Origin of the sequence: Saccharothrix variisporea, assembly GCF_003634995.1 — a bacterium.
In the GTDB taxonomy this organism is placed as follows: domain Bacteria; phylum Actinomycetota; class Actinomycetes; order Mycobacteriales; family Pseudonocardiaceae; genus Actinosynnema; species Actinosynnema variisporeum.
The window spans coordinates 2877187-2890548 of record NZ_RBXR01000001.1 but is presented as its reverse complement, the minus strand read 5'-3'; the positions used below and the strand labels follow the sequence as shown (position 1 = coordinate 2890548).

Below are 13362 nucleotides of genomic sequence, written 5' to 3'. Positions count from 1 at the left end.
GGCAAGTAACAGCCGCCGCAGTACAAGTCGCCGGTGAGGAGGGCTCGCCGAAATGGATCCAGGCCATCGGCGCCATCGCGGTGCTGTTGGCGCTGGGTGCGGTTGGCTGTTGGACAGGAGAGCGCGATCGACGGGCGCGTTCGGGGTCGGCGTTGTCGGGCCCGAGGTCCCGGGGTCACGATCACACATCCACTGGTGATAGGCAGGAATGCCGTGGCGGGGAGCCGCGAGCCCCAGTCCTCCCGGCTGCTCGCCAGGGTGTGCGGGCCGCCTGAGCATGCCGGCACGCGGTTGCCGCCGCCACAGCGCAACGAGTCGACCACAACGGTTCGTCGCCATCCTCTGTTGCTTCCGCGAGTCGAGGTGCTCTGGCCATGCCGGGGCGAAGCGACCCAACGGCACCGAAGTACCGGACCACTGCGGCACAAGGCTCACCCGTCCACGTCGGACGACAACAACGGGGCCGGTCCTCGGTGCGCGACACCACCCACTCCGACCGACGACCCGCTCGGGACGCCCTCCACCAAGCCCTGGCCTCGCTGACTGCGATCGAACTCGTGTCGTCGTGTAGCGGGCCAACGACGAAGGACGATGATCTCTCCGTGAGACGACTCAGCACCACTGCGGTCGCGTTGCCGCTGCTCCTGACTGCTTGCGGCGCTTCGGTGGAAGCTCCGGCCCAGCAGGCCCCAACGGCCTCGTCCCAACCCTCCGAGACCGCCCGGCAGCCGGACACCACCGCGCTGGAGGCGCAGGTGCGCGCCTACTCCGCCGCGTACCTGGGCGGGCGAGGTGACGAGGCCTACGACCTGCTGTCGACGCGCTGCCGGGAGCGGCACACCCGAGTGGACTTCGTGCGGCTGGTGGAGCTGGCCGGCGCTCAGTACGGGCCGCTTGAGGTGGAGACTTTGACCGTGGACCAAGCCGCCGGTGACCTGGCCCGCGTCACGTACACGTTCGCGAAGCCGGAGCTGGACCAGCGGGGTGAACCGTGGGTTCGCGAGTCGGGTGCATGGCGGGTCGACGACTGCTGACACCCGGAGTGTGATCGCCGCACGACAACGAGCCCTGGTCGGACTGGCGTGCTTGTGCGTGGTGTCGTTCCGGTCGGACTGCCGACACGATTATGTGCAACTCGTTTCCGACCGGTCCGCGACCGGGCTGCTTCACACCTTCGGGAACTGGGCACGAAATGGTGAGATGGATGCGGTTCCATCCCCGTTGGTCCCGAATGGGCGCAGAACCGGCCGGCCAGCTGGCCGGGGCGACGGCGAACCACGCGCCGCTCGGGCTGCGCCAGGGCTGAGACCAGCACGGACAACCCAGATGAAGCCAGGGAAGCCACGTCGTCGAGTGCGAGGATCCCTCGCGGGTCACGCGCCGGCGTGTCCGCCGTGATCACCGATCCTCATGACACAGTGCGCTGCGACCGACAGCCGGAGCAGGCTGTCGGACCGGCGGGGCTGGCAATGCGCCGTTAGTTCGTCAGCTTGCGGACGATGTGCTGGAGGTCGCCCCGGTACGTCGTGCCCAGCGCGGTCACCGTGCCTTCCCGGGGGCCTGGTCCGTTCTTCAGCGCGCTGAGCCAGTTCTCGGGCACGAGGACGCGATCGCCGACCTCCAGTGGCGTGGCCCCGCGCCACCGGTAGGCGTACCCGTCGACGGTGACGACCTGGTCGCCGGCGATCTCGTACGTGCGGGTCGCGTCATCGAGGCGCTTCTCGAGTTCCTCGACCCGGCGGCGGAGGTGCTCGATGGTCAGCTCCGAGCTGCCGCGAGCGGATGCGAGGCCGCTCTCGTACCCCGCACGGTGCCCGCGCTGGTAGGCGGTCGCCAGGGCACGCTCCTCGTCCGTGATGTGGATGCCGCACGCCACGTCGTCGCTGTAGACGCGTGCGCGGCACGGCGCGCCTGAACGGGTGGGTCGGCCGCACGTGCGCACTTCGAACTGTTCACTCACGCCGACGAAGGCATCATGGTCGCGGCACGTGGTCAAGACGGCCGGACGAGTGAACGTCCTGGACGCAGCTGTTGGAGGCCGTCGGGCACCGTGACGGCGGTTCTCGGGTGCGGCCCGGGGCCGTTGGGATGAATTCCGATGCCATTGGTGGATTGGCGGCGGTCGTGGCTGGTGCTGATAGGGCGGCGGGATTCGGACGGGGCGCGGCGAGAGGCCGAGGTCCGCAACGAGGCATCAAGCGGCACCGGGCCGGTCGTGCAGTGCGGGCCGGCCACCGGGAACGTCGTGGTCGCCGGCTCCAGGATCGCGCCGAGCGTCCCGCCGGACCAGGTGCCGCGTCGGCCGGTGCGCTCCATTGTTCGCTGCCGTGCAGTTGGGGCGAGGCTAAGCCATTGGCGCCATCTACATCGTGCGGTCCCGCCGCTCAAGCAGTTCGTCGATCTCGACGTGCTGCAACAGCTCCTTGAGCGCCGGCTCCTGCTCCAGGTTGACGGGTTGTAGCTCGTGGGTTGTGCGCTTGATGTTGAGCACCAGGTCGGTGGCCGCGTCCTGCACTATGACGTTGGCGTCCGCCTGGTCCCAGCGGACGGCCGCCAGCTTCGACCGCTCGAATCGGGCTGCCAGAAGTACGTCGATCCGCGGGGCGCCGAACGCATCCACTCGTGATTGCTGCAGGGCGACGACTCGCACGGCTGTGAGGCTCGGCGCGACCGCCAGGGCCTCACGGGCCGTCAACAGCATGTGGGAGGCCACCAGGATGGTGTGGAAGGCGTATCGCTCCGTCTTGGTCAGCTTCTTGAGCGTGAGGTTGCCGGCCGGGGTGGTGGCCGGTTTCTTCTCCGGCACGATGTCGACCGTGGGGACGAGCACCACGGTGGTGAGTTCCGATCCGCTCACTCCGACCGGGGCGCTCGGCGCCTCGTTGTCCTCGAAGGCCGCGGACACCTCATCCAGGACGACCTCTTCGTGGTTGGCCAGCAGCGCCGTCCACCACTGGTCGAGCTCAGCTTGGTGTTGCGCCCTGGCCGCCTGCCGCTGCCGCTCCAACTGCTCGATCTCGGCGGCTGCCGAGATGTCCGCCTGTGCTTTGGCGGCTCGGCGGGCCGCCCGGTTGAAGAAACCGATACCGGTCAGAGCGAGCTGACGGTGCCGATCTCGAACGGAGTCGGAGGTCACCCGGGGTGGCTCCGGCGCGATCGGCCGCTGAGCGGGCGGGAAGTCCTGTCGGTGCAGGTTCAGGATGTCGGTGAGCGCGGATCGCAACTCTTCGGCCTGCTGAGCCTTGGCGGCCTGGGCCAGCGCTCGCTGTGACGTGCCGACACTGCGGCGGCTACTCGTGCGCCCACGGGATCCCCCGGACAACGAGGTGTAGTAGCCCACCGGCCCGACGCCGGTCGAGAACCCGGTCCGGCCGGCACCAACGTGCAGTCGCGCCGCCCGCGGACCCACGCTGGCGCGAAGCCCCCGGCTCGACGCCCGGATGCGCACGCCAGGTGCCAGCTTGACCGAGAACCCCATGACTGCCTCCTCGACCGCTTCTGTACGCGGAGTGCATCGTGAGGTCATAGGTTCGAGTTACAACCCGGGACCGTTTGTGCGTAGCCCTGCCCATGAGGACGGTCCTGCGCGTAAACGCTTGCCTCGCTGTCAAGAGACTCGACAAGAGTGGACTTCGCTCAGTGCTGTTCCGGTGTGGCCTGGAGCGTTCCGGTCCGAGTTCATGATCTGCGGTTTCGTGCGTTGCCTGGCCACCTCGGGTGGGCGGTACATCTGATCGGGTTATGTGGTTCTGATCTGTGAGTCGCGCGCTTGTTCGCCGCGTATAACCCCTTCTGTCCTGGTCGGAGCGAGGGAGGGCTTCGGGTGGCGTTCGAGGTTGTGCCGGGTGAGGTGCGGGAGCACGCCGAGCAGGTGCAGGGACAGGGTGATCTGTTGGCACAGGCGTTGGACGCGGCGCGGCAAGTGTCCATGCCGTCGGATGCCTACGGCGTGTTGTGCCAGCCGTTCGCGATGATGCTCGACCCGCTGGAGAAGTGGGGCGTGGACACGTTGTCTCAAGCGGTGGAGGCGTTGGCGTCGATGTCGGAGTCGTTGAAGGCGACTGCCGAGGTGTACGAGCAGGCTGACAAGGACAACGCGGACCGGTTCGGTCGGCTGGGTCCGCGGTGAACAACCCGTTCATCGCCCAACCGAAGGACGACACCACCCCGATCACCGGTATCGGGCTGCTCGAGGCGGGCCAGGCCGCACTGGACGGGATCAACAACGGGGACTGGGTCGAGGCCGGTCTCGGCGTCGTCGGGGTCGGGCTTGAGGCGCTCGGTGTCTACATGGACCCGGTCGGCACGTTGGCTTCCTACGGTGTCGGATGGTTGATCGAGCACGTCCAGCCGCTGCAGGACATGTTGAACGACCTGGCCGGGACACCACCGGTCATCCGCGCTTACGCACAGACCTGGCAAAACGTCAGCGAAGGGGTCGAGCGGGCGGCCGGGGAGTTGGAGACCACTTCGCGTGATCGCACGGCCGGTTGGCTCGGTGCCGCTGGGGAGGCGTACCGGGCGCGGGCGGCTGAGGTGGTCGACGCGTTGCGTGGTGCGGCGAAGGTGTGCAGCGGTGTCGGTGCGGTGGTCACCGTCATGGGCGAGCTCGTGGCCGCGGTGCGCGAGTTCGTGCGTGACCTGATCGCCGACGCGGTGGGCAGGTTGGTCGTGTGGGGGTTGGAGCTGCTGGTCACCGGCGGTGCGGCGGCGCCGGTGGTCGCGATGCAAGCGACGAGCCTGGTCGCCAAGTACGCGGCCAAGATCGCCGACATCCTGCGCAAGCTGCTCAAGACCATCTCCAACGTCGCCAAACGGCTTGACGGGCTGGCTGAGGTGCTGCGCCTGGTGTGGCGCAAGCTCAAGGAACTAGTCGAGAGGTTGCGTCGGAAGGACCCGGATCCGCAGCGCAAGAACCCTCGTGAAGTCGAGCGGCAGCGCAAGGAGCGGGAGAAGCGGGAGCTGATCGAGGAAGCCCAGCGCGACGGGGTGAAGCTCGACCCGGACAAGGTGGTCGAGATCGGCAAGGACCCGAACGGGAAGATCGTGTTCCTCGAGGAGGGCGGGGTGAACCCGCGCACCGGTAAGGAAGCCGGTCTGGCGCACGTGATGAAGCACAAGGACGAATTCGTCGCCGGGGGCATCCCCGAGGACAAGATCGCCGAGGTCGTTCATCGCGCTGCCACGGAGGGCCGGTACACGGGTTATTGCCAGGGCAAACCGCCGGGACGGCCGATCTTCGAGGTCGAGTACGGTGGCCAGAAGCACTACGTGTCGGTGTCGGTGGGCAACAACGGCTACATCGTCGGGGCCAACATGCGCAGCGCCGACAGCCCGTTCGACGGTGCTCGACGCGACCCGCGCGCGGAGACCGATCCGAACTACAGGGGATGGGGAAGATGAACGGCGTGGTTTCGGTGCGGCTGGCCCCCGAGTGGGGTACGGACCCGCTGTGGGTGCGCAGGGACGGCGACCCGATTCCGGCGAACTACGCGGCGGACCGGTTGGGGCGCGAGTTCGGTGTGCCGGCCGGGCTCGTGGCGGCCATCGACGCGTGGGACGACGAGTTTCAAGGGGTGTACGACCCGGACGACCCTGCCGATTCCGGCTTCCCCGACGAGGCGGCCACCGTGGCGTGGCATGAGCGGGGCGAACGGTTGGCTGAACAGTTGGCCGAGGTACTCCAGGTTCGGACGGAGTTCCACACAGCGCGTGGAGACAGCGTTTTCGGCGGTTAGATTACCGGCGTCCGACCTCGCGGGCGACGTAACGCCGAGACTCGGGCGCACATCGCGTTGTGGCCGTGGCACCCGGTCGCACCACTTGACACTCGACCAGGAGAGTGGTCGAGGAGGAGCGCATGGGGGAGAGTTCGTTGTGCTGCAACGGAATCTCGCCGCGTCGAACTGCACTCAACCGAGCTGTCCCAAGCTGCGCTGCCCCTGTTTCCGCTGGTCAGCGCATGATCTAGGCGACCCTGGGGTCAAGGGGTCGCAGGTTCAAATCCTGTCGTCCCGACGGTCTGAAGGAGCTCGCTGGCTCTGGGTACATGCCCAGGTCAGCGGGCTCTTTCACGTTGTGATGTGGATCTTTATTTGGTTACGAAACGGTAACTTTTCGATCTTGGTAAACGCTGTTTAGGGGCGAAATCAGGAGCGGGCCGCTCCAGATCTTTGACCAGCGCCAAATGCGGTCGTCCCGAAGGGGGGTGAATACGGCCAGCTGACCCCAACGACCACCCGTTCGCGTGAACTGCCGTCAACCTGCCCCAGGAAGTCGTCGTAGTAGAAGACCTGCTTGACGCCGTCGAGCCATGCCTTGTCCAGTTCGTCGACGTCCCTGGACACCTCGACCAGCTGATAGCCCTCCTCGATGCAGCGTCTCGCGAGCATCCGGGCCAGCGTCGTCTTCCCGATGCCGGGGATTCCGGCAAGCAGACAAACGGAACTCTCCCGAAACAACTCCCACGCTCGGTCGAACGCTGGTGTCGGCACGAACGTCCGAGCGCACTCGTCCAACTCGTCGAGGAGGTCGGAGGACCTGATCAGGATGTCCTGGTGCAAGACGTCCCGCATCACTGCCGTGCTGCTCTTGCACATCCGGAAGTGACGGCGCACCAGCTCCGGCCGCTTCCGGAGCTCCTCCACGATCTGTTCCACGCCGTAGAGGTCCCCAGTGGTCCGGACGTAAGGGCCGAGGTCCGCCTTCAGCGTGTCCATGGCGTCCGCTGTGAGTTCGACGGTAGTCGCCAGGATGTAGCGGTCCGGCATCAACGCGGCGACCTTGGGGCGCGCGTGGTCCCGCATGTGGCGGAGCAGCCCGGCCCGACCGGTCCGTGCCCAGTGCTTGCACTGGATCACAACCGACGCCCCGTCGGTGGCCACGTGCCGCAGGTCGACACCGCGGTCCCTGCCGCGTGCGAGAACCTCCAGCGGCGTCCCGAGGATCTCTTCGAACAGGTCCCGGCAGAGCACCTCGAAGTCGTGGTCGCTGAGCCGACCCAGGTCGGACGCGTCCATCCGTCCAGTCTTACACCACCCCAACCGCAACTGGTCGGGGCGAACTACTGCCCACGCGGCCGGAGCAGCATCCCGTTGAGACCTATCTCGTCACCGGCATCAACTCGGCACCATCGGCAGCTCAGTTCCGCACTGATGATGGTCTGTTTCCACAGCATGGCGAGCACAGCAATCATCCCGGCGGGGGACGGTGACGATGCGGATCAGGCGGTCATCGCGGCTCGCTCGCCCCTGTCATCACGATCACCCGACCGGGTGGACGGACGTCCTCTTCCACCACGTCTGGGGCACAACGGGGAGGTCGATCGGGTCGATACCCGGTCGATCCACGAGCCGGGCGACCGCCGGCTCCGGAGCGAGATCACCTCGTCCGGCACGAACCCCAACTACGGCACCGTGCACAACGCCACCGTCAAACTAAGCCGGTGCGCACGACCACGCTCACACCTAGAGTTCCCGGACACTGGACCAGCGGAGATCAGCGTGGAGAACCGGAATCACTCGTCCCGGCCGATCCTGAGAACCCTGCAGATCACCGTGCTCTGGGCTGACTCCCCTACGCCTGAAGCCGCGTCGCCTGGGCCAAGACTTGCCTCAACATCGCCCTCAGAGTCGTGCCCGCCCACCCAACGTCATCGAGTTCGTCGTGCTGCTCCGCCGTTGGGTCGCGGAGAGGGCGCCGTCCAGGCTGCTGCGCGCCCGCCGAAACGTGCGCGACCACGAACGACTGCCCATCCTCAGCGAGGCCGCCCGGACCTGGACCGCGATCACGTTGCTCACCCGCCACCTCACCGGTCCGATCCGGGTTACCCCCCGCCCGGAGGTTGCCTGACCCGGCCGGATCGGAAGGTGTGATCGCGGTCCTCGCGTTCCAGTACGTGAACCGCGCCAGGCGGACCCTGAGGGGTCGGCGTCGGCGCGGGTTGAACTGGTCCACGCTGCGGGTGAACCGGTCGGCAAGCCGACTGTTCGGTCGGGTCAGGGTGCGCTGTGCGGGTGGCCTGCAACGACAGGCCGATGAACATCGCACGGCTACCGTTGGTGCCACCGGACACGCTGTCAGCGCCTCGTGGTCGAACAGCGTGTCATCGCCGTTCTGGCCGTCGAACTGTCGGTGCCCGAACCGCCGTAGATCGTGACGGCGCAGTTGTCGAGCAGACTGAGCAGGTCCTCGCATGCGCGGCGCCTGGGGAGACGCATGTCGTCCGACGTAGTCGCAATTCTGCGGACTGCCCTTGATGTGTTCGGGGGACCTCACCCAGGATTGATGATCACGGTGGTGGTCGATGGTGCACCATCGCCTCGTGGGCACGAACAACGGCGACGTTCGCCAACAGGCGACGGCATGGAACGGGGCACAGGCCGTGCAGGCCGGCCGGGACGCCACCGTGATCACGCATCACCACGAGAGCCGGGCATGGTTCAGCCGTCGTCCCGACCCGCCCGCCGCCGATCGACTGGCCAGGGAGGTGTACGGGCAGTGGGCACGGGCGGCGGAGGAGCGCATGCTCACCGTTGAGACGCTGCCGATCAGGTGGCGTCGGTCGCGCCTTCCTGTCGCGGTGCCCGTGGCGGCGGCGACGGGCGGTGGGCACGGTCGGTTGCGGTTCCCGCCGCTGCCCGGCGCGACCCAGATCACTGAAACCGGGCTCCGCGGGGAAGAGGACCGCACGCTCTACGACCTCTACGCGGGTCTGCCCTCCGGTCGACTCGTGATCACTGGGGGCGCCGGCTCGGGCAAGAGCGCCGCCGCGATCCTGCTGCTGTTATCCGCGCTGGCGGCTCGTGCGGAGGCTCCGGAGGGCGTACCGGTTCCGGTGATGTTCCCACTGCATGGTTGGGACCCCGAACGCACACCGGTGCGCGAGTGGCTCAGCCACAAGCTCGTGGAGACGACTCCGTTGCGGAGTAAGGACGTCGCGCCGCTCATCCGAGACCGGCGGATCGCGGTGTTGATGGATGGTTTCGACGAGATGCCGAAGCGGCTGCGGCCGATCGCGTTGCGTGCGTTGAGTCATCAGGCGGACTTTCGTCTCGTGCTGCTCAGCCGGGCACGTGAGTTCGCAGACGCCGCCCGGCACGTGCCGCTGCTGGGTGCCGCCGTGGTGCAACTCGACCCCGTGGGCCCGTCCGACGCTGTCGACTACCTGCTGCGCCACGTCGTCTCACCGCCGTCGCCGGGCTGGCGTGCCGTCGCAGAAGAGGTTGACGCCAAGCCGTCGAGCCCGCTTGCCCGGACGTTGCGAAGACCGCTCGCTGTCACGCTGATCCGCGACACGTACGGGCAGCTCGGACAAGTGGAGGAACTGCTCGACCGGAAGCGCTTCCCGACCGTCGAGCGGATCCACGGTCACCTGCTGGACAAGGTGGTCGACGTCGCGTACACCCGGCAGCCGGCCGGTCCGGAACCCCGCTACACGGCGAACCGGGCCCGGCAGGTGCTCGGTCACCTCGCGCGCCGCATGGCCCAGGACGGGACCCGTGAATTCGCCTGGTGGACCGTTCACCGGTGGGTTGACAGCCCCGGTGCCGTGCTCGTGCGGGCGCTGGCCGTCTGGTACGCGACCGCGATCGTGATCGCCCTGCCCTTCGGGCTGGCGTACTGGATCGCCGATGGCAGGGGATTCGGCTACGGGCTCCCGGTCGGACTCTCCACCGGGTTCATGGCAGGTGTGATCACCATGGCGAGGAAGATACGGCCCCGGCGAATCATCTACCGGTGGTGGCTCGGCCCGATCACCGCACGAGGGTTGTTGATCTCGCTGCCGGTGGGCGCTGCGGCGGCGTTCGGCGCCGTGATCGTCCAAGTCGGGGACATCCGGTTCGAATGGCGGCTCGCACTCGTGGCCGTCTTCTGGCTGGTCTTCGGTTTCGCGGGGTCGTTGTTCTCACCAGTGCGGGACGACGACCCGTACGACCCGATCGAGTCGTGGCGACAGGACACCAGAACGGGTCTGGCTTTCGGGATCATGGCCGGCTTCGGCGTGGCGGCGTTGGCACTGCTGCACCTCGGCACGCGATTCGATCCCGGTCCGTCGGAGATGGTCGCGATCGGGCTACTGGCCGGTTTCGCCGGACTGCTGTCCGCCGGGCCTGTCCCCACGGCAGCGTGGCCCGTGTTCTGGTGCCAGGTCCAGTTGGCCCTGCGGCACCGGACGCCCGTGCGGCTGTTGCGGTTCCTGGAGGACGCGCGCCGGCGCGGTGTACTACAGGCGGTAGGACCGGTCTACCAGTTCCGACACGCCGAGCTGCAGGACCGGCTCGCGGTCGGCGGATCACTCGACGGTAAGAGACGCTCGACTCAGACGAGGAAGTAGCCGTACAGCGTGGTGTGCGACCGCCGTGGGCCGGTGTCACCCCAGACGCGTTCCACGAGCCGGTCGGCGGTGTGTGGTTCCTTGGGCTCCAGCAGCAGCACGCCGAGCACGGCTCGCTGACGGGCGTGGCCCAGGTCGACCTGCGAGCCTGCGGATCGGGCGCGGATGGTCCCCAGCAACTCCAGTTGCACTGTCGTCCTCCGTTCGGCCGTCGTGGCGGTTTCGTGTGTAGGCCGTCGCGGTTGTCCGCCGTCGGGCGCGTGGGCAGTGGACAACGAGGTTCGGACAGTCGGCGGTCGGCTGGGCGAGGGGGTACCCGGCCGACCCCCGATCACGTGGAAGGAGCTCTCCGGCTGTCCGTCGACGGGGTGGAGGTGATCGGCACGGCCCGCCGGACTGCCCGTACGGCCATTGACGCTGGCTGGTGGCCGGGGTGCCATCTGGGAGTGCGCCCGTTACCCGTGCAGGAAACAGCGTCCCCGCCTCCCGTGCGGCGGCCCGTCGCACCGGCGCGTCCGATGACCGCGGACCTGCGGCACCTCCAGCAGACCGCCGGCAACCGAGCGGTCGCGGGACGGCTGGCGGTGCAGAAGAGCGCCGCAACCCATGCCGCCGCGACAGGCGTCGCTGGGCGCCAAGCCGCCGCCGCGCCCCACGTCGTGGGAGGCCTGGTGGCCGCGGGCCAAGTCGCTGTTCAGCGCCAGCGGCGGCGTTCGCGGGTCAGCGTGCTGGAGGACCGTGTCGGGCAGCTCGAGCGCGCCAACGCCCGGCTGCACAAGCGACAGCAGGCGATGGACATCGACACCGAGTTCGCCGAGTCCGGCCGTCGTGTCCACGCCGACTGGGAGGCGGGCATCTCGCGCCTGCACGGCGGCTACGCGGTGGCCTACAGCCGCTACCAGACCGCCCTGTCCGACGCCGCCGCCGCGCGCGTGTTCTGGGCGACGGTCGCCGCGGGCGTGCTGAACGTCGCCGCCGCCGTGGTGATGGAACGGTTCCTGCTGACGCTGGGCGCGCACTCTGCGGACATCCCGCCCAACATCGGGCTGCTCCGGCGGTTGACCTACGTGGAAGGCGCGGAGAACCCGGCCAACGCGGTAGTCGGCGCGGTCACCTCCAGCGCCGCCCAGGCCTACGGCGATTCCGGTGGTGCGTGGCGACCTGCCGCACCGGCCCGTCCGCCCGCGGCCGAGGGCGGCGCCCAGCCGTCCGCAGGCCCGGACGTCTCCGACCCGTTCGCCCTCTACGCCTTCGCCCACGAACGCGTCGCCCGCAGCCAGTCCGAGATGGCCCATGCGTTCGAACGGCAGGCGCGCGAGCGCAACGACCCGGCCCACGAGCACGACGACTACTGGGACCGCTTCGACCCCGCCGCCTACCGTCAACGCCTCCAGGAATGGCACACCCGCGCGCTGGAAGTGCCCGGCGGTTCCCGTTTCCACACCGAGAACTTCATCAGCGACACGCTGGAACGCGCGATGTGGGCCCGCTGGCTGCCGTCCCACATGGAGCACCGGTACGTCGATCGCGGCGGCGAGCTGCGCACCTCCCTCGACGGGCCGCCGCGGGCGATCGGCGCGCGCTTGGACGCCCTGGGCGTCACGGATGTCGCGGGTGTGAACTCGTTGGCGGGCTGGTGGTTCGTCTCCGAGGGCAATCTCCGCAACCTGCGCAATTGGGCGAGTTCGCACCAACCGCCCTCGTTGTACACGTGATCGGACTTCGTCAGTGCCCCACTCCTTGGACGGCGTGTTCCGAGCCGACGACCTCGTAGTCGCGGTGTCGTGTCAGTTGCTTCGACGCCATACCAGGCACCCGTCTTGCACTGCGGGCACGTATGAGGGAGTGCGGATGCCGTAGGGGCGGGCCCGCTCGACGTAGGATCGCAGTGCGGGAGATCCGGTGTGGAGTGCGTTGGCGATGTCGGTGAGCATGTCGGTCACGTTGTCCCAGTATGGGGTGACCTGGCTGCCGTCGTCGCGGCTCCAGTGGTGGACGCAGCCGTGCCATCGGCCTGGCCGCAGGTCGACGAAGAGGTGATCGCCGTTGCCGAGTGCCGCAATCGGCACGAAGGTCTCGAGGAACGCGCCAGAACGCGTGCCGGCCTCGTCGACGGGGTCGGCGGTGCGTGCCGGAGCCGGGCCTACGAGGTATCGCCGCTTTTCCAGCGCGTGCTTGGTCGAGCAGGGTTCGAAGTACGGTGGCAGCAACTCGGTCCGCCCGTCCGGCAGGCCGGAGCCATCGCACAGCCGCCACCAGGTGGACAGGTCGTCGGGAAGCGGAGTCGGGACGTCGGATGCCAGTGCCGCGAGGTCGCGTTCGTCGGCGGGAGGAGCAAGGCTGTCGAAGGTCGAGGGCGCGTGTGCTCGCAGCCAAGTGGTGATCCGAGCCCATGAATCCGCGACGGATGCGCTCATGCCACCAGGATGCATCATCGGCCTCGACCCTGGCTTCCGACCGCGACGGCCAACACGGCTGTCGCAACCGTGGCGCGCTCGATCGTTTCGGACGGCGTGGTGATCAGCGGTCTCGGACGGCGGCACTCAGTCGGCTTGGAAGCTGAGCGGGGCTGCCTTGGATCTGTCGGGGTCGCGTGGCACTCAGCACCATCCGCAAGTGGTTGGCATGAGTGCCCCTCGGGGCGCTTCGCTCACGATCCGGCGGGGGCTTGCCTTCGGTGCCTAAGCTCGGGTGGCATGGCTGTGGTTCGAGGGGTGGCGTGCGGATTGGTGGTCCTGGGGCTCGTGGTGGGTCTGGGGGCGTGCGGTGGCTCGGGGGAGCCGGGGCGGGCGGATGTCGTTGTGAAGATCAAGTCTGATCCCGGCATGGCCGGAAGTCCCGACGCGGCGGTGGAATGTGTCGCCGACTGGTACATGACTTACGCCTCGGTCGAGGAGCGGAAGGCGTTCGTCGCGGGAGAGTCGGGTGATCGTGGCGTCGAGCGGGTCGCCGGGACCGACGAGGCGCGGGCGGCGATCCTCGAATGCCTCAAGGGGACCGCCGGGACCAGCTGAGACCGGTCCTGC

General features: G+C 68.3%; 13 protein-coding genes. 7 read left to right on the top strand and 6 right to left on the bottom strand.

The window, feature by feature from the left end; genetic code table 11:
• Positions 1-602: 602 nt before the first annotated feature.
• Positions 603-1034: a hypothetical protein gene (locus DFJ66_RS12580; protein ID WP_211351107.1), complete on the top strand. Its 432-nt coding sequence runs from the start codon at positions 603-605 to the stop codon at positions 1032-1034.
• A 443-nt stretch (positions 1035-1477) separates the two neighbouring features.
• Here the strand turns inward: DFJ66_RS12580 and DFJ66_RS12575 are convergent, their stop codons facing one another.
• The gene (locus DFJ66_RS12575; protein WP_211351105.1) at positions 1478-1960 is read right to left on the bottom strand and encodes a FliH/SctL family protein; all 483 of its coding nucleotides are present in this window, start codon (positions 1958-1960) and stop codon (positions 1478-1480) included.
• Positions 1961-2362: 402 nt separating this feature from the next.
• The gene (locus DFJ66_RS12570; RefSeq protein WP_121221000.1) at positions 2363-3478 is read right to left on the bottom strand and encodes a DUF4236 domain-containing protein; all 1116 of its coding nucleotides are present in this window, start codon (positions 3476-3478) and stop codon (positions 2363-2365) included.
• A gap of 345 nt (positions 3479-3823) precedes the next feature.
• Between DFJ66_RS12570 and DFJ66_RS12565 the strand changes: the two genes are divergently transcribed.
• Genes DFJ66_RS12565 through DFJ66_RS12555 form a run of 3 tightly spaced genes read left to right on the top strand, consistent with a single transcriptional unit; the run spans position 3824 to position 5738 of the window.
• On the top strand, positions 3824-4129 hold the full coding sequence (locus DFJ66_RS12565) for a type VII secretion target (protein WP_121220998.1): 306 nt from the start codon (positions 3824-3826) through the stop codon (positions 4127-4129).
• Complete coding sequence (locus tag DFJ66_RS43420; RefSeq protein ID WP_121220996.1) at positions 4126-5403, top strand: WXG100-like domain-containing protein; 1278 nt, start codon at positions 4126-4128, stop codon at positions 5401-5403. The genes DFJ66_RS12565 and DFJ66_RS43420 overlap by 4 nt, the downstream gene beginning before the upstream one ends.
• Positions 5400-5738 carry a hypothetical protein gene (locus DFJ66_RS12555; protein WP_121220994.1) on the top strand — a complete coding sequence of 113 codons (339 nt, stop codon included), beginning with the start codon at positions 5400-5402 and terminating at the stop codon, positions 5736-5738. Before DFJ66_RS43420 ends, DFJ66_RS12555 begins: the two co-directional genes overlap by 4 nt.
• Positions 5739-6149: 411 nt before the next feature.
• Here the strand turns inward: DFJ66_RS12555 and DFJ66_RS12550 are convergent, their stop codons facing one another.
• Entirely contained in the window at positions 6150-7019 is an 870-nt protein-coding gene (locus DFJ66_RS12550) for an nSTAND3 domain-containing NTPase (RefSeq protein ID WP_121220992.1), read from the bottom strand.
• Between the two features lie 606 nt (positions 7020-7625).
• Positions 7626-7799 carry a hypothetical protein gene (locus DFJ66_RS45430; protein WP_397556249.1) on the bottom strand — a complete coding sequence of 58 codons (174 nt, stop codon included), beginning with the start codon at positions 7797-7799 and terminating at the stop codon, positions 7626-7628.
• A 524-nt stretch (positions 7800-8323) separates the two neighbouring features.
• Between DFJ66_RS45430 and DFJ66_RS12540 the strand changes: the two genes are divergently transcribed.
• Positions 8324-10336 carry an NACHT domain-containing protein gene (locus DFJ66_RS12540; RefSeq protein WP_147459224.1) on the top strand — a complete coding sequence of 671 codons (2013 nt, stop codon included), beginning with the start codon at positions 8324-8326 and terminating at the stop codon, positions 10334-10336.
• On the opposite strand, the gene DFJ66_RS12535 is transcribed toward DFJ66_RS12540, so the two are convergent.
• Positions 10321-10527 carry an AfsR/SARP family transcriptional regulator gene (locus DFJ66_RS12535; protein WP_121220985.1) on the bottom strand — a complete coding sequence of 69 codons (207 nt, stop codon included), beginning with the start codon at positions 10525-10527 and terminating at the stop codon, positions 10321-10323. The two genes, DFJ66_RS12540 and DFJ66_RS12535, sit on opposite strands and share 16 nt — an antisense overlap.
• 327 nt (positions 10528-10854) lie before the next feature.
• Between DFJ66_RS12535 and DFJ66_RS12530 the strand changes: the two genes are divergently transcribed.
• Complete coding sequence (locus tag DFJ66_RS12530) at positions 10855-12051, top strand: hypothetical protein (protein ID WP_121220984.1); 1197 nt, start codon at positions 10855-10857, stop codon at positions 12049-12051.
• Between the two features lie 72 nt (positions 12052-12123).
• Here the strand turns inward: DFJ66_RS12530 and DFJ66_RS12525 are convergent, their stop codons facing one another.
• Positions 12124-12753 carry an SMI1/KNR4 family protein gene (locus tag DFJ66_RS12525; protein ID WP_170199324.1) on the bottom strand — a complete coding sequence of 210 codons (630 nt, stop codon included), beginning with the start codon at positions 12751-12753 and terminating at the stop codon, positions 12124-12126.
• A 279-nt stretch (positions 12754-13032) separates the two neighbouring features.
• Here DFJ66_RS12525 and DFJ66_RS12520 point away from each other — a divergent pair, with 279 nt between their 5' ends.
• Positions 13033-13350 (top strand): hypothetical protein, encoded by a 318-nt coding sequence (locus tag DFJ66_RS12520; protein WP_147459223.1) that lies wholly within the window; start codon positions 13033-13035, stop codon positions 13348-13350.
• Positions 13351-13362 lie beyond the last annotated feature (12 nt).